Genomic DNA, 16,371 nt, shown 5'->3' with positions numbered 1-16,371 from the left:
GTTCAGCTATGTGGAGCGCGGCCTCTACGCCCAGCAAGTGCGGCGCTTGCTCGATCTCTTCCCGAGCCAACAGATCTTGTTTCTGCGGTCCAGCGACCTGGGTGGCGATCCGGCGGGAACTCTCACGAGGATCGCCGAATTTCTTGAGATTGGGCCGTTTGCGCCTACGTTGGAAAAGCGGGTGAATATTAGAAAATATCTACCTTATCCGTCGCAGCTGACGGTTTGTGACATCCGCCATCTTCGTAAGATCTTCCGACCTGAAATCGACGCGTTCGCGACTCTCACCGGGCTCTGCGTCGACACTTGGCTTACCTGTCGATCGGGCTGACGATCTCGCAGGCCAAGAGCTGTCTATCTCAGCGTGGTCCTTGGCTCGCCTAGGCGAAGGCGAAGTCGTCAGCGGATACAGACCTTCCGCCTCTATGAGGTCTGAGCATGTCACGCGACAAGAGCCCGGCAGAACTAGACCGCGAACTGGCTGAACTCTCGCCCGATTTACGCTGGCAGGAATGGATGCGTCGGATTGAGGCGGTGCTTTTTGCCTTCGCGACGCCAGTTGCGCGACGATTTGGCACGGGTGGTGGGGCAGGGGCTTTCGTCGATGTGTTGATCGAGGATGTGGCCGACCGGCCCTATGAGGTGGCGCGGATCCGGTCGGCTTGTATGCTGCGCACCAAGGCAGCCTATGCGCCAGCAATCCGGGCTGCAGAGGATATCCAAGCCCCTGAATGGCCTGATCGAAGCCCCGTACCTCCTCAACGGTCGCGCGAAAATGGAAAACACGATTGCGGAAAGCACTTCGCGCCGTCTCGTCACGTTGGTTTCTTGCACACCCGGCGGACGTGATCCGGCGAAACTTTATACTCGTCGGCCAGTGCCGCGGCAGTTTCACCGGCCCTGAACCTGCGCGTCACCTCAACCGAGGTTTCAATCGTCAATTTCTTTCTTTCGCGCCGCATGGACCCCCGCCGACATAACGTGTGTCACGTTAGGCATATCCTGCCAACGTCTTTCGACTTCGTAACATATCTATCGACGCTAAACTATATCTCGATACTTCAGAAAAATGGTTCGTCGCAAGTTCGCCGGCTAGGCGATCTGCAGTGTGTTTGGGTGAAATGAAGGAGGGTTTGGCTCGCTCGTCGGTGTCGTCGAACCCCTGTCCGCTCGAACCTAGGGCGTTAGCGAAGCGGAACAAGGGAAACACGGGATAGCGGAGCGGCGGATGGACGGGACAGCGGTAAAGCGGATTGGCGGAACAACTGAAGCGCGGAATAGCAGCAGCGCGGATTAACGGCATAGCAGAAGCACGGCACGGCGGAAGTGCGGCACCGTGGAAGCGCGGAATAGCGGTGTCACGGATGATTGGTGTCGGGATCGAAAAAAGGGGAAGCAGGATGAAAATTATCTCGGTGGTCAGGCGGAAGGGTGGGCTGGGTAAAAGCACCATCGTTTTTGGCTTGGTCAGCGCTGCCATCCATCGCGGACTCAATTTCAGGATCGTGGACACGGATGACAACGGCACGTCACGGGAACCGCGATAGATCGTTTGGCAATGATGGTGCTGCAGGCCGGAACCGCCCTAAATTACGGTGAGGTCAAGAATTATACCGGACCATGTAAATGAGACGAGATCCCGTGTGATTTTGCAGGGGCGCAGCGAGGGGGTGAAACCGTTCGCGATCTGTCCGTTAAGCGAACACCTATCGGACAAGCTAAACATCGGAGTCCGCTTGGTAACCGTTCGGAGCCATCTTATCGCCCAAAACTGGTCGCCCCACCGCCCTACTCTGTAGGTAAAAACTGTGGTTTAACCGATCTACAGCTTTATGTGCGGAAGTAAGGGTTTGCAGAGCATGATTACCCCCGTTCTTTTGTGTGGCGGCTCTGGCACCCGGCTTTGGCCTTTGTCACGCAAAAGCTTTCCAAAGCAGTTCAGTGCGATTTTGGGCGACCAAAGCTTATTGCAAGCCAGTGCGGCCCGATTCAGCGGCGCGGGGTTTGCCGCACCTGTGGTGGTGACGGGCAATGAGTTTCGCTTCATCGTCAGCGATCAGTTGCGCGCGGCGGGGGTCTTACCTGCGGCGATCTTGATCGAACCTGCGGCGCGCAACACCGCCCCTGCCGCACTCGCCTCAGCTTTGTATCTGGCAACAAAAGACCCGCAGGCGCTGCTGCTGTTGACGCCCACTGATCATGCCATCGCCGATGCGACTGCATTTCGCGCCGCGGTCAAGCTTGGACGGGTGGCGGCCGAAGCCGGGCAAATCGTGATCTTTGGCATTCAAGCCACCCGCGCCGAAACCGGCTATGGCTGGCTTGAGGCGGGGGCTGCGACCTTCCCCGGCGTGCAACAATTAGCCCGATTTATCGAAAAGCCCGATGCGGCGCGTGCGGCGCAATTGTTTGCTGATCCGCAGCATCTGTGGAATGCAGGCGTGGTGCTGGTGCGCGCCTCGGTGCTGATTGAGGCTTTTGCCGCCCATGCGCCGGCGATCCTGGCCGCGCTGCGCCCTGCGATGACAGCGGGCGAGGTGGATTTGGGCTTTATCCGGATTGATCCTGCGGCTTGGAATGCGGTGCCAGAAGACTCGATTGATTTTGCGGTGCTGGAGCGGGCGCGCAATGTAAGCCTGGTGCGCTACGATGGTGCGTGGAGCGATCTCGGCGGTTGGCAATCGGTCTGGCAGGAAAGCCCGCAAGACGCTGCGGGCAATGCGAGCTTTGGCCATGTCACCGCGCTGGATTGTGAAAACTCCCTGCTGCGGGCGGAAAGTGACGATATTGAGCTGGTTGGCATTGGCTTGAAGAACATCGTCGCGGTGGCAATGCGCGATGCGGTGATCGTGGCAGATATGTCCGACACGCAAAATGTCAAACAGGCGGTGGCAGTGCTGAAAGCCCGGGCCGCCAAACAAGCAGTGCAATTTCCAAAAGATCACCGACCGTGGGGCTGGTATGAGACCCTGGTGCTGGCGGATCGCTTTCAGGTCAAGCGCATCCATGTGCACCCGGGTGCGGCGCTCTCTTTGCAAAGCCATGTGCACCGCTCGGAACATTGGATCGTGGTGGCAGGCACGGCGAAGGTCACGGTGGATGACAAAGTACAATTGCTAAGCGAAAATCAGTCGATCTATATCCCTCTAGGTGCCGTGCACCGGATGGAAAACCCCGGTCGGATGCCGATGGTGCTGATCGAGGTGCAGACCGGGCCCTACTTGGGTGAGGATGACATCACCCGTTATGAGGACATTTACGCGCGAAAATAACGCAATCGTGTGCATCCGGAAGCTGCGATCGGCAATAATCCCCAGCTTTCTTTCCTCAACACGGCAACAGCTGTTCCGCCAATCCACAACAACAGCTAAAGAAGATGAAATTCCGGTGCAGCCTGCATCATCTTCGACCCTTGGGGGCCTGCATTCATGTTCGTTAAACTCGTGTCGATGGGTCTTGTGTTGGTGCTGGCTGGCTGCGGAAGTTTGCCGCGTAGCGCAGGCTTGCAACGCGAGGTGCTGAAGCAGGGCAGCAAAATTGACCCCGCCGTGGCGCAAGCCGATCAGGTGGTACCAACCGAATTTGCCGTCGAGGCCATCACCAAAGACAGCCTTGCCCGCTATGCCAGTTGGCCAGAGGCAGGCCCTGCGCATCTGGGCTGGATCAAACGGGTGGCCCAACCCAGCACCCGCATCATTGCCCCCGGCGATACCGTAGCACTGTCGGTCTGGGTGACCGAGGACAACAGTTTGCTGACCACACCGGGGCAGCGGTTCGTCAGCTTCCCATCAATGCAAGTGTCGTCAACAGGCCAAATATTCCTGCCCTATATCGGCACGCAAAAAATCAGCGGCATGTCGCCCGAACATGCCCGTAGCACGATTGAAAAAGCCTATTCGGCGGTCACCCCCTCGGCTCAAGTGCAACTGGGCCTGACCGAGGGCCGTGAAAGCAGCGTCAGCGTGGTCAGCGGTGTTGGCAATCCCGGGCCCTATCCGCTAAGCGACCAAGATGTGACCCTGCTGGATATTCTGGCCGCATCGGGTGGCCCCAATCAACGCTTCAAAAACCCGCAAGTTCGCTTGCAACGCGGCAGTCGCACTTATGGCATCGGCATGGATCGCTTAAGCGAGGACAGCGCGCTGAACACCACTCTGCAAGGCGGCGACCGGATCTTAGTCGCGGAAGATGATCGCTATTTCCTGTCGCTGGGGGCCGCAGGCAGCCGCGCGCAGCACCAATTCCCACAAGACAAGGTTTCGGCGCTGGATGCACTGTCGATCATTGGCGGATTGGCGGCCGAGCGCGCCAATGCGCAAGGCATTCTGGTACTGCGCAGTTATCCGCAATCAGCCGTGCGCCGCGACGGCACCGGGCCGCGCCATGTCCGCACCATCTTTACGCTCGATCTCACCAGCGCCGATGGCCTGTTCAGCGCTGGCGCGTTTGCCATAAATCCCGGCGATTTGATCTACGTCACCGAAAGCCCGCTGGTCGGCACCCGCAACGTGTTCAGCTTGGTGGGGTCGGTTTTCGGGCTGGCTACCCAAGCTGAAAGGATCAGCAGTGACTGAGGCGTGCTTCCGTTAAGCCGGAGATACATCTTGCCACTTAGAGTTCACGATTAGACAGCAATATCCGATGCGGTCTTGGTTTGACCCCAAACGGCGCTTCCGCCGGAATAAATTGCAGTGGGTCCCTTATATAAGGCATAGGCTTTAGCTTGCGTAGGCTAGCGAATGACGAAGGGACGAAAATGACGCGCGACAACGCTTGGCAAGACAAAAAAGTTACCTACGAGCCAGAACTGATAGACTGCACATTCGAGACCTTGACCGTGCATTTTGACCGTCAGATGCATTATCGCGTTGCTCACAAAGGGTTCGTAATCGAGTTCTTCGCCTTTCTACACACGGGTGCCACAAACTTGCTGATTAGCGGGCAAGATGCGATCCAGCGACAGCGCGACCAACTACCTTACTTTTACCGCTGGTCGTGGCATCGCGACATAACTGCGTCGTTTATTACCTTCAACGATCCCACTCTTTATATGGGAGACAGTCTGGATGCAGGCTGGTGTCAGGGCTATCGGGAAGTTTGGGCCGTTGAGGCGATTGACAATGTCTTACAGCGGCTTGCACAACTTGTTGCAATCGGCCCGGAGGAAACAGTGCTTTACGGAATTTCCGCCGGTGGTTTTTGGGCGCTCATGGCTGCAGTCTGTTTCCCCCGCTGCCAAGTGATAGTGGAGATCCCGCAGGTAGATCTCTTAACTTATAAGGACGATGGCCCGCGTGAAAAAATGATCCGCCGCTGCTACAAAGGCCGAAGCGAAGATTATATCAGCAGTAATTATTCTACACGCATGCGGGTGATCGACCGCTGGCGCGAGGCTATTCATCTTCCAGCGCGCGTAATCTATTGTCAAAACATTAAAGATTACAAGCACACCCGCACTCAAATGGAGCCATTTTGGGATGACTTGAGCCTTCTTCGCGAGCAAGACTACCGCTTTCGCAACGTTGAGGTAGAGTTTCACATGTTTAACCGGAAGACCCCCAAAGGAGGGCATGTTCCCATGGAAAAAGCTGATACAATTGCTCTCTGGAGCAAGCTACTGGGCCGTGGGATCGCACGGGATATAGGGAAAGACTGCGTGTCTATTGAAGCAAAAACACCCAATGAGCTCAAAGAAGGAGGACGAGTTTCCAGCTGAGCAACCGCAAGGCTCTTCTTTTAGCATGATCATTTTGGACTATCTGCCACCATGGGTCAATCGAATGGTTGCTCTGTTCGAAGGGCAGTGGCGGAAGGCACATAGACAGAAGCGTCGGTCAGAACCCCTACTATCTACACTAATCCAGACAGTCGGCATAAAACCGCTGTCAACATCAAGCGTCTCGTGCAGGCCGCTTCTTTGCTAGAGATTTGGCTAGATTTTCTTATGAAGAACATTAGGTGAAAGTGTTGGTTCGCATAGGACATATCGAATGAATAGCTCTGAAAAAATTAAAAAAATTCTGGAAAGCAACTTCTTTGATTCAGAATGGTACTTTAACGAGTATCTAGACGTCATTTTTTCAGGATTAACCCCGGCAGAGCATTATGTAAATATTGGCTACTTGTTAAATAGAAATCCAAGCCCACGGTTTGACAGTAAGCTGTACAAAGAAAAGTATAAAATCTCTTTTGAAAAAGAAGTAGATGCGCTTCTGCATTATGAGACTGAAGGTCGCTCAAAGAAATATAAACCGCAAGTACCTAAGAGCAACCTCGCGACTGATCCCGCAGTCGAGGTATCGCGCATTAACAGCATAAAACAGGAAGGCCCGGATTTTCGAGAGGTCGCTAAAAATATACTTCTCACGAAATTGTCAATTTCCCCTAACAGGTTATATGGCAATTTTGATAACATTTTGGCTCGGGAAGTTATTGAACTCCTTGCTTCACTAAAACAGGAAGATTTCCGGGCATCGCAAGTTAAAGCCACCGTAATTATGCCTACTTATAACAGAGCTGATAAAATCAGACGCGCGCTTATGTCTGTCTTTGAGCAATCGCACTCCAATTTTGAACTTATCGTCGTAGATGACGGCAGTACCGACGGGACGGATAAGGTTCTGCAAGATTACGAAACCGACACTCGCTTGCGTATATTCAATGCCTCGCATGGCGGTGTCAGTGCGGCGCGAAACCTTGGGCTGCAGATCGCAACCGGTTCGGTCATATTTTACCTTGATTCAGACAACGCTTGGACGCCAGATTATCTAAGACTCATGCTTATATCCTTGGATGTTTCTGGCGCCGATTGCGCCTATGCGGCGTCCCGCCTGCAGGATGGTGAGGGCAATTTAATAGGATATCGTGGTGAGCCGTTTTCATGGTCTGACTGCTTACATGCAAATTACATAGATATGAATGTCTTCTGTCACCAAAAAACTTTCTCTGACCCGCTTGGACCTTTCGATACCTCTTTGAAACGCATGGTAGATTGGGATTTTATCCTACGTCTTACCAAAAATGCTATTGTAGCTTACAGCCCGTTCATCGGGTGTCTTTATGTAGATGACAGCGAGGACAAGAGCAGGGTTACCACATCAGCACCTTATTTATATCGGCATGTCGTTCATCGAAAAAACATGGATGGGCATGTTTCAACAAGTGATACAGTTGCTGCCTTAACTTACAAGTTCGCGATAAAAATTCCCGCACCATATGATCTAAGAATGGCTTGGGGAGACTATCACTATGCAGAGTCTTTGAAAGCCGCGCTGGAAAATCTGGGCCATAGTGTAAGGCTGGATTTTCTTGGTACTTGGTATGACGCGCCAGTAACGTCAGATCATGTTGTCATTGCTCTGCGCGGTCTTACCCGATACGAGCCTCGCCCTGAACATGTCAGTCTCATTTGGAATATTTCGCATCCTGATCGTATTCCTTATGAGGAATACACAGCTTACCACGGAATATTTGTGGCGTCGCAATCCTACGCGGCTCTGCTCGCCCAAATACTGGATCGACCAGTTTATCCGTTGCTGCAATGCACCGATACTGAGCGATTTCGATTTGAGACACCGCAAGAACAATCGGAGCGCGGCGTTTTTGTCGGTAATTCGCGCAATGTTATGCGTGAAATTGTCAAATGGGCGTGTGAGGCGGAACTTCCGCTCGATGTGTATGGCGAAAAATGGGAAAACTTTATTCCCAATGAGATGATTAAAGCTCAGAACGTTCCAAACTCCGAGTTGCGCCACATCTATTCTGCGGCTGCCTTCGTTCTAAACGATCATTGGGCTTCGATGCGGGAGTTTGGCTTTGTCTCTAACCGCGTTTTTGACGTTCTGGGTTGTGGCGGACGGCTGATCTCGGATCATCTTCCGCTGATCCCTAAACTATTTGGCGATGCCGTGCTGACTGTGCATGATGGCGGTGAGTTGCAGCAGAAACTGGCGCAGGGCCTTGTCCCCTTATCGCCAGAGGCGCGCAGGGCAGTTGCCGACCTGATTCACCAAGAGCATACATTTGATGCGCGGGCCGCCAAAATCCTTGATTGGCTGCGAAACTATCTGTGCGGCGAAGTGCCCCCCGTAGAGACGACGCCCGACAAGATCAAACTTGGGATTTTGCCGCAGCATGGCCGTTTCTGGCCAACAAGCTCTGCGTTCATTCGACTTATCGCGCCGCTGACGACCGATGCTGCGCATGTGATGGTTGATTTAGTTGTGCTGAAATCCGCACTTGATCCGCAGATTGATACATTGGACGCCTGTATCGTGCAGCGTATCGCGATACCGGACCAAGCCGATGCTCAATCCTTCATTACGCGGCTTGAGCGTCAGAATATTCCGCTTTTCGTGGATACTGATGATGCGTTTTCTTTCCATGATACTCATAATCAAGCGGAAAAGACTCTGCGCTATCTTATGGGATATGCGCGTGAAATCTGGGTTTCTACTCCGGCACTTGCATTATCTTATGAAGATGTTGGCCGGCCTTTGCGTGTGGTGCCAAATGATCTTGATGCAAGGTTTTGGCGCAACTATCGGACATTGCCGAATATGGCCTTTGGTGACGGGCCTGTCCGCTTTGTCTACATGGGCACTGCAACCCATGATCACGATTTTAATCTGGTATTGCCAGCATTTGAAAAGCTCGCAGAGACCCATGAAGGTCAATTTGAACTGACCCTTATTGGGGCTACGCGCTATGCTCAGCAAAAACCTTGGCTACATAGGCTTCCTCCCCCTAGAAAACGTGGCGATTATCCTAATTTTGTGCGGTGGTTTGTCAATCGCGGGCCATTCGATGTTGGGATTGCCCCGCTTCAAGAGACGCCCTTCAACAGTGCCAAATCTGACGTGAAGTTCTTGGATTACAGTGCGATTGGCTTGTTGTCGGTTGTCTCATGCGGGCCAGCATACAGCGATGTTTTGTCTCAAGGTTTGGCAGTTGGATGTGAAGGGAATACAGACAGCTGGTATGACGCGATGGTCGATATTCTTGAGAATCGCGGCCAGTTCAACGCTATGCGCCAAAAGGCATATGACCTTGTTTGGCAACAACGCAACACCAACTCTGGCGACAATCCGATGGTGGCGCGTCTCACCGAAATCGTCGCTGCACGTCGTGCAAACACCTTGCCTCTTTTGCATCCAATGGTGCTTGAAGGCAAAGATGGCTGGCTTTTCCTGCGCAGCGATAGCAACAAAGTACTTTTGCAAATTACTGGCAAAATGCAGGTTGCAGACGGTTTTGAGGACAGCTGGCGTCGGCAGTTTCAAGAACGGAGTAGGCTGGCTCGCGAGGGTGGCTATCGCTACTTTCACAGCATCGTGCCCAACAAGGAATGCGTCTACGCGCAGTTTCTTCCCGATGGCATCGTGTTGTCTTCCAATCGCCCGGTCCATCAGGTGCTTATGGCTGCGGATGGCTTGGTGCCGTGTCTTTATCATCTGGACCTTTTACGTGACGCGGCGAGGACACAAAATGTTTTCAGCATGGGCGATACCCATTGGAACCACTGGGGCGCTTTTGTCACATTCAATCAAACCATGGCGGAAATGGGTTTACCCCCCATTGGGCCCGATGAGTTCCAACTTATCGAGCATGAGATTGACGGCGACCTGAGTGGTAAAATTGGCCAACGTACGTCCAGCCCCCTGATTACGTTCATTAATCCTGCCTTCCAGCGTGTGTATAACAATGATGTTAAACACATGGGAAATCTGCAGATTTACGAAAATGAAGACAAGACTCTTCCAAAATTAGTGATGTTTAGGGATAGCTTTTCATCTCACCAACTTGAGATGTTTGCGGCGCGTTTCTCGCGGGCGGTTTTCGTCTGGCAACCCAATATTGACTATTCGATCATTGCAGCAGAGGCACCTGATATAGTGATTGTGCAACAAATTGAACGCTTTGTAGTTACGGTTCCTGACGACGAGAACGGGCTCTCGGTGAAGGATCACGAGCGACGCAAGCTCACAGACATAATTTCCTAAGGATCAGGAGCATAAGAATGCAAAAAAAGCGCGAAGAACAGCCTGATCCAAATGTAACAATCAAGGGCCGGCCAACATGTCTTTTGGTCTTGGGTATGCACCGCTCTGGCACATCGGCGCTTGCTGGAACCCTTGGTTTGGCAGGATGTGATCAACCCAAAACAACGATGGTGGCGGATGTCGGCAATCCGAAGGGATATTTTGAATCTCGCCAAGTCTATGAGCTGCACAAAGATATCATGAGCGGCATCGGGGCAACTTGGGATGATTGGCTGCCGCTCAATGATGCTTGGGTGGCATCGTCCAAGGCAGAAGATTTTTGTGAACGCGCGGTCGAAATACTGCGGCAGGAATATGGATCTTCGCGGCTGTTTGTTCTGAAGGATCCGCGAATATGTCGGCTAGTGCCATTTTGGCGCAAAGCCTTAAGCTCATTTGGCGCAACGACGAAGTTTGTGCATATTCATCGCCATCCCTTTGAGGTCGCTGACTCACTGAAGGCGCGTAATGATTTACATCCAAGCTTCGGCAAGTTGCTTTGGCTGCGTTACACGCTGGATGCAGAGCGGGCGACCCGTGGAGAAAACCGGGTTTTTGTCAGCTACCAGAGTCTTCTACAGCGGCGACATCGCATTATAGAAGATATCGAGACCAAGTTTGACGATAAATTTCCGATCCGCGGTCTGCGGGCCGAGCGGCGAATTGACGATTTCTTAACTGTCCAATTGAAGCATAAAAGTTGGGTCGGTGAAGATCTGGAACAGGCGGCGCATGTTCCTGCGGCGATACGAACCAGTTTTGCCATTTTTGAGAAATGGGTCCGCACCGGGGAGGATGCCGCAGATTTCAACGAACTTGACGGCATTCACGCCACTTTAAACGAGGACAGCAGATTGTTCGCGGATCTCGTTCAAGACGGCCAGCGCACCCGCCGTTTGCTTGCAGAAGCCGCCGAAACCGCGTCCCGCATGGCCGCAATGACGCTGAAGCAGCAGGAATTAACGCAAGCCTCAGAAGCCGCCTTGGCGCAGAGTGCGAAACTGAGCACCGAGCTCGTGCAAGTGGAGGCGGAGGCTGCGCAGGCTTTCGACCCGGTGATTACGCAGCTGAAAGATGACCACAAGCAGACAATTTTTAGCTATGACCGTCGGCGGTTCGAACAAGAAAAACTCATCACAAGCCTTAAAGCCGACCTGCGCACGGTCACCACAGACCGAGATGCATTGTCCGTTCGCGTCAGAACGCAGTCCGAAGATCTCGGCCGTTTGGCGAAAAATATGGTTGCTTGGGAAAAACAACATGTAACGCAAACCGCCAGTGCGAAGGAATTGATTAAAACAATGGAAACCAAGTTGCGCGATTTCGAACGTTGCAAGAAAAACCTTGGAACGGCGCGGATACAGATAACGCGGATGACTCAAAGCACGTCATGGCGGGTAACCAAGCCACTGCGCGGCTTCAAACGCTTGGTCCGTTGGACTTTGGGTCGGTGACCTCGCTGCGCGACAACAATGAAATGCATGACAACAGCGCCAATCCTAAGATCGAACCAGAATTTACTCCGCAACTTAGTATTATTGTCCCGGTTTTTAAAACATGGCACCAGCTGACTCATCTTTTGGATGCGTTGGCGGCACAAAAGTTTCAAGACTTTGAGCTGATTATTGCAGACAATGAACCGCAGGCGTTCCCTGAAGAAACGCTGCGCCAGATGGTGCCCGTTGGGCTGGCGGGACGCTGGCGGCGGATACATTGCGCGCAACCGGGGTCTTATGCGGCGCGCAACGCGGCAGTGGCCGAGGCGAAAGCCCGGTTTGTTGTTTTTACCGATGCAGATTGTTGTCCTGATACCGATTGGTTGTCTTCGTATGTTACCGCAGAACGCGTTGCGCCCGAAGTCTTGCTGGCTGGCCCAATTCAAGTGCGCTGCCCGCCATTTGCAAATGCATGGCAGATATTCGATACGGTGCGCGGTATTCCGCAAGAGCGCTATATTGCGCATGGTTATGCCACGACGGCCAATCTTGGCATCCCCAAAGCCGTGATAGAGCGCCTGGGAGGCTTTGATGCGAATCGATTTTCAGGCGGAGATGCTGAGTTCTGCCGCAGGGCGGGTCGGGCCGGGATAGGTTTGCGTCTGGTTCCGGGGGCCGTGGTTTTTCATCCGGCCCGTTCCGGGCGTCTGGAATGTGAGACAAAAGCCCGGCGGATTAAAGGCGGTCAACTCCGCTCCGGTCCATTGCGGCGTCGGGTGTTCTGGACTTTGCGCAGCTTGACACCGCCTCTGCGTGAGATGGTTGGCTATGTAAGCGACCGGCGATATTCATATCGCTGGCGGTTTACGGCCTGTGCCATCAGGCTTCGACTGTGGGGCGTTGAACTGGCCGAGATGGGGCGGTTGTTGGTGCTGCGCAGTGCCCCAGAGCGCCGTTAGCCAGCAAGACCACCGCGGGGCACTGCATCGGCAAACAACATATCCTCCCACAGATCGACCACAGCATCAGGGGCATAAATAGCCATGCTGGGCGGGCCAGCCTGTGCAAGCTCTAGGCGCAAGTTCTCATTTTTCATAAGCGACCGCAGGGCTTCAGCAAAATTCGACACCCGGTCGCCCTCGGCTGCGACAAGCAACCCATTCACGCCATGCGTCACCAACGTGTTGACACCTGAACAATCCGCGAAGCCAATCACTGGCACAGCCGAAACCATCGCCTCTGCGGGTGCAAGTCCAAAACCCTCAAATTCCGCTGGATGCGCCAAAATCATGGCTTTCCGGTAGCGCTCGGCAACATCCTGTTGATGCCCCATCAACATAACTGTTCCAAGGGCCAACTCCTTGATTCGATCCTCCAGCTGAGGACGCAACGGCCCATCGCCGTAGATTTGCAGTTCCCACTTTGGGAAATCTGCTGTGACTTGCGCCCAAGCCTCAATCAGCAATTCATGCCGTTTCACCGGAGCCAGTCGTCCAACACTCATCACAATGGGCTTACGTTGCGCCTTAGCAAGCTGCCCGCTGTCGACCTGCGCAACGGCATTGGGCATCAAAAGAACCCGGGCTCTTAAACTACCAGAAAAGAACTCCCGAAACTCGGGCAACAAAACGGCAATTCTATCCATCTTGGCGAGCATCGCCAAGCGCCGGCGACGGTCTAGCCGGGACGGATCCCAGCGTTCGGGGTTGCAAAAATCCTGTTCCGGCACGTTATGAGTTGACGCCACGCGGCGCATCGGGTGCTGGGTGCGCACCATGCCCAATGCCGTCATAGCGGGCGGCATGAAAGCAATCGCGACATCGGGGCGGGTGGTCTCGATGTAGCGCTGCAACCGCCTCCAAAATCCGCCGTTGCGCGAAAGCCAAATCAGTCGATCCAGCAGCGGCCAATCAGGCGCATGCCGCTCAAACAAATTGCGCAGCCGACCCGTCAATATACGCAACCCGCGGCGTGGGGGGCGTATATTGGAATGCACCACCCCCGCAGCAGTCTGGTAGAACGGGCGGCCTCGGCGAAATTCATGACTTACAATCTCTACCGTATGCCCTCTGTTTGCCAGTGCCTTGGCCGTTTCGATCAGCACCCGCTCGGCACCTCCGCTTCGATTTGCCAGCCTATCAATGATGAACAAAAGTTTGCGTGCCGGGTAGCGCGGGACCCAGAGTTCCGCCTTGGGGAACTGAAAACGTGCGGGCTGATCCGCCGGGTTGATGATTGGTCCTAAAGCCAGATGTGTCGCCAAAGCCGATCCGGCAACTGGCACAATTTCGCCCGTCTCTGCCGTAACACCCCTTGCGTTCAACGCAGCAACAAGCGCGTTTGGCAGGCCGATGGTATTTGGCAATCCGGTAGAAATCGACCAAATACGATAGTTTATTCTATCGTCGCCTTCGCCAGCGAGACCGATCAGAATCGACAACCATGTCTCATCGGCGGTATCTGGAGCAAGCGACGGTAGCACCAGCAAAGGCTCGGCGCGGCGGCCATAATCACGGCGCAAAACCTCGGCCATACAAGCCAACCGATCATCTCTCAGATCGAAGCGGAGGAAATCATGGTCTATCTGTTCTGAAAGCCCAGATAGCCAACTTTTTGCCTGGACCAACTTGACCGTCGGCCCAATCGCCGCAGCTATATCAAAAGCGGCCTCAAGGCCAATGCCGCGCGCAGTCGCGCCAGCAAAAACATGCACAATTCGGGTCATTAGCGTAAAACTTTCCGCAGCAAAACTGTTTTTAGAATCTGGAGGCTGTGTCTTGGCGAACCAAAGATTGCGCACAGACGGAAAAACAGCCAAAGCCCGAGCTTTTGATTATTCCGGGCGAAGCGTGCGGCAAGGCTGTTAGCCTTATAGTTGAGCTTTGATTGCAGGGCGGGAGAATATTCATTAATCACCGGTGCTTGTTTTGCCAAAATCAGGCGGTGGCAAATATTAATTTCGCGCGCGTTACGTCCGACATCCGACTTGAAATAACAACAAAGTGCTTCTTTCTCGGGCGGGGTTATAATCCGACCGCCAGCCCGAACAAAACGTAGAAAATAATCCAAATCCTGTAGCCTTGGAAGCCGCTCGTCGAAGCGGCCTGCAATTTGGAAGGCCCGCCGGGTACCGAGCAATGTCCAAAGATAAGCCCGAAGCCGCGCGCCGTCTAACAATTCTTGCACTTGATCGCCTTTGGTAACCTGAAGCAAACTGCGGATGTTCTCATTGCCCTCCCACTTCCAGTCATAGGAGCAGGTCAACCAAATTTGATCAATATTGTTGCCCTGCATGCGCAGACGCGTCAAATGGGCAAATTGTACTTCGAGTTTTTGCGGGTACCAGATATCTCCGGCGTCAAGCCAAGCGACATAATCGGCCTCAATTGCATCAAGCAGTCGATTTCTGGTGCGCGGGCGACCGAGGTTTTGCGCATTGACCAAAAATGTAAGCCCGATATCGGTTTCTTCGGCAAAGGCGCGGGCATAGGCTTCGGCGGCAATCCGATCCGGCTCTGGTGAGCCGTCATCCACGATGACGACCCGCATCTTACCACCCCAAATTTGTGCCGCGATGGAATCTAGGGAGAGTTTCAGCCCAGCCGGATCTTTGAAATGCGGCAACAGGACATCAAGGGAGAAAGGCACGAGGAATATCCTTGCTTGATCAAGTAACCGAGCGTTTGCGAAATCAGCGGCTAGCATAGACTTACGGCGTCGGAAAGCCGAGATGCAGATAGCGCGTTGCGGCCAGACTGGCACTAAAGCGCTCGGCCGCCGCAGCTTGGACCACAGGGTCAACCACCCTCACCAATGCCTCTGCCATCGCTCGGCTCAGGGCCGCAGAATCGTCAGGCGGCACCAACCAACCAAAACGGCCGTGGTCAAGAATTTCGTCAGGCCCCGACGGGCAGTTGGTGGCAACGATGGGCAAACCTGCGCCAAGCGCTTCGACCAAAACCATCGAAAACCCTTCCCAAAGTGCCGAATGCACAAAAGTATCTGCGCGCGAAAGCCAAGCCATCGGCTGCTCTACATGCCCGGGCAGAGCAATATCCTGGTCTAACCGCAATCCCAATTCCGCACAGAGCTTGGTTAAAGCCGCACGGTCCGGGCCTTCTCCCAGCAAAATCAGCCGCACAGCCGGGTGGTCACGCCGCAATTCAGCGAATGCGCGCAATAGGGTTGGAAAATCCTTTTGCGGTGCAAAACGCCCCATACCGATCAGCACGGGCTCTGGCGACAGAGCGCCCCCCCGTAAAAGGCGCGGCGCACGATCTGCCAGCCAAGGATGTGGACAAGCCGCAAAGACTTGCGCCGCCCGCGTCAAGGTCCAGCCAGGATTGGGAATGACTGTGATCGGCGCCTGCGCGGCGTTTTGGCCCAAAGCAACGCGCAAATCAGCGGCCACCCCTACCGACACGGCCACACGGGCTTCGGGCCAAGCAGCCAACCGCAGCGCCAGCCCATCAATCAACCGTAATGCAGGCCGGGCACGGGCCATCTCGGCACTGCGGTGGGTATGATAACTCCAGATCAGTCGGCGGTTTGCCCGGCCGGGTGCCAAGCGATGTGCCGCCAGCATAAGCAGGTTGACGTAAGAGCGGGCCGAAATCACCACGTCAGGCCGGGCCTGGCTTAAGTAAGACACCGCCCGGCCAAGCGCTGTGCGGACCCGGGGGCCCAGATCGATCACGTTCACCCCTGCGGGCACGTTGCGCGCAACGCCATCCCGTGCTGCGATCAACAGATCAACCTTCACGTTGCGTGCCAGCAATTCCTCGGCAAGGTTGAGCATAACCACCCCGACGCCACCACCACCAATCCCCCCCGGACAAAGGCAAATCCGCCGCCCTGCGCCGATGCAATGGTTGGTGTCAGACATGTAGGGTGCC

General features: G+C 54.2%; 12 protein-coding genes. 8 read left to right on the top strand and 4 right to left on the bottom strand.

The genetic code is table 11. The features are described from left to right. Positions 1-331, top strand: a 331-nt coding sequence (locus tag JWS10_RS20945; protein ID WP_299509884.1) for a sulfotransferase domain-containing protein, incomplete at its 5' end; no start/stop codon positions are given. Positions 332-438: 107 nt separating this feature from the next. Beyond that, positions 439-849, top strand: a complete 411-nt coding sequence (locus JWS10_RS20940) for a hypothetical protein (RefSeq protein WP_299509882.1) — start codon at positions 439-441, stop codon at positions 847-849. Between the two features lie 142 nt (positions 850-991). On the opposite strand, the gene JWS10_RS20935 is transcribed toward JWS10_RS20940, so the two are convergent. Next, positions 992-1,480: a hypothetical protein gene (locus JWS10_RS20935; protein WP_299509880.1), complete on the bottom strand. Its 489-nt coding sequence runs from the start codon at positions 1,478-1,480 to the stop codon at positions 992-994. Between the two features lie 379 nt (positions 1,481-1,859). Here JWS10_RS20935 and JWS10_RS20930 point away from each other — a divergent pair, with 379 nt between their 5' ends. The 6 genes from JWS10_RS20930 to JWS10_RS20905 all read left to right on the top strand — a co-directional run bounded on the left by JWS10_RS20930 (position 1,860) and on the right by JWS10_RS20905 (position 12,435). Beyond that, positions 1,860-3,272, top strand: a complete 1,413-nt coding sequence (locus tag JWS10_RS20930) for a mannose-1-phosphate guanylyltransferase/mannose-6-phosphate isomerase (protein ID WP_299509878.1) — start codon at positions 1,860-1,862, stop codon at positions 3,270-3,272. 156 nt (positions 3,273-3,428) lie between these two features. Continuing rightward, a complete protein-coding gene (locus JWS10_RS20925) occupies positions 3,429-4,574 on the top strand; it encodes a polysaccharide biosynthesis/export family protein (RefSeq protein ID WP_299509876.1) in 1,146 nt (381 codons plus the stop codon). Positions 4,575-4,756: 182 nt separating this feature from the next. Beyond that, positions 4,757-5,716, top strand: coding sequence for a hypothetical protein (locus JWS10_RS20920; protein ID WP_299509874.1), 960 nt, complete (start codon positions 4,757-4,759; stop codon positions 5,714-5,716). A 274-nt stretch (positions 5,717-5,990) separates the two neighbouring features. Continuing rightward, entirely contained in the window at positions 5,991-10,001 is a 4,011-nt protein-coding gene (locus tag JWS10_RS20915; RefSeq protein ID WP_299509872.1) for a glycosyltransferase, read from the top strand. Positions 10,002-10,018: 17 nt separating this feature from the next. Continuing rightward, the gene (locus tag JWS10_RS20910; protein ID WP_299509870.1) at positions 10,019-11,494 is read left to right on the top strand and encodes a hypothetical protein; all 1,476 of its coding nucleotides are present in this window, start codon (positions 10,019-10,021) and stop codon (positions 11,492-11,494) included. Continuing rightward, positions 11,431-12,435, top strand: a complete 1,005-nt coding sequence (locus JWS10_RS20905) for a glycosyltransferase (protein WP_299509868.1) — start codon at positions 11,431-11,433, stop codon at positions 12,433-12,435. Before JWS10_RS20910 ends, JWS10_RS20905 begins: the two co-directional genes overlap by 64 nt. Here JWS10_RS20905 and JWS10_RS20900 read toward each other — a convergent pair. From JWS10_RS20900 to JWS10_RS20890, 3 genes are all read right to left on the bottom strand, one after another. Next, positions 12,432-14,201 carry a glycosyltransferase gene (locus JWS10_RS20900; RefSeq protein WP_299509866.1) on the bottom strand — a complete coding sequence of 590 codons (1,770 nt, stop codon included), beginning with the start codon at positions 14,199-14,201 and terminating at the stop codon, positions 12,432-12,434. The genes JWS10_RS20905 and JWS10_RS20900 overlap by 4 nt on opposite strands. Further along, positions 14,201-15,124 carry a glycosyltransferase gene (locus JWS10_RS20895; protein ID WP_299509864.1) on the bottom strand — a complete coding sequence of 308 codons (924 nt, stop codon included), beginning with the start codon at positions 15,122-15,124 and terminating at the stop codon, positions 14,201-14,203. The genes JWS10_RS20900 and JWS10_RS20895 overlap by 1 nt, the downstream gene beginning before the upstream one ends. Before the next feature lie 61 nt (positions 15,125-15,185). Then, positions 15,186-16,361: a glycosyltransferase gene (locus JWS10_RS20890; protein ID WP_299509862.1), complete on the bottom strand. Its 1,176-nt coding sequence runs from the start codon at positions 16,359-16,361 to the stop codon at positions 15,186-15,188. Positions 16,362-16,371 lie beyond the last annotated feature (10 nt).

Source organism: Cypionkella sp., assembly GCF_028290025.1.
Classification (GTDB): domain Bacteria; phylum Pseudomonadota; class Alphaproteobacteria; order Rhodobacterales; family Rhodobacteraceae; genus Cypionkella.
The sequence above is the reverse complement of the archived record's forward strand: the minus strand, read 5'-3'. Positions and strand labels throughout refer to the sequence as shown.

Excerpts from the sequence above, each read along its gene's own strand:
- JWS10_RS20940 (WP_299509882.1), top strand. The coding sequence starts at position 439 with ATGTCACGCGACAAGAGCCCGGCAGAACTAGACCGCGAACTGGCTGAA.
- JWS10_RS20935 (WP_299509880.1), bottom strand. The coding sequence starts at position 1,480 with ATGGCAGCGCTGACCAAGCCAAAAACGATGGTGCTTTTACCCAGCCCA.
- JWS10_RS20930 (WP_299509878.1), top strand. The coding sequence starts at position 1,860 with ATGATTACCCCCGTTCTTTTGTGTGGCGGCTCTGGCACCCGGCTTTGG.
- JWS10_RS20925 (WP_299509876.1), top strand. The coding sequence starts at position 3,429 with ATGTTCGTTAAACTCGTGTCGATGGGTCTTGTGTTGGTGCTGGCTGGC.
- JWS10_RS20920 (WP_299509874.1), top strand. The coding sequence starts at position 4,757 with ATGACGCGCGACAACGCTTGGCAAGACAAAAAAGTTACCTACGAGCCA.
- JWS10_RS20915 (WP_299509872.1), top strand. The coding sequence starts at position 5,991 with ATGAATAGCTCTGAAAAAATTAAAAAAATTCTGGAAAGCAACTTCTTT.
- JWS10_RS20910 (WP_299509870.1), top strand. The coding sequence starts at position 10,019 with ATGCAAAAAAAGCGCGAAGAACAGCCTGATCCAAATGTAACAATCAAG.
- JWS10_RS20905 (WP_299509868.1), top strand. The coding sequence starts at position 11,431 with ATGGCGGGTAACCAAGCCACTGCGCGGCTTCAAACGCTTGGTCCGTTG.
- JWS10_RS20900 (WP_299509866.1), bottom strand. The coding sequence starts at position 14,201 with ATGACCCGAATTGTGCATGTTTTTGCTGGCGCGACTGCGCGCGGCATT.
- JWS10_RS20890 (WP_299509862.1), bottom strand. The coding sequence starts at position 16,361 with ATGTCTGACACCAACCATTGCATCGGCGCAGGGCGGCGGATTTGCCTT.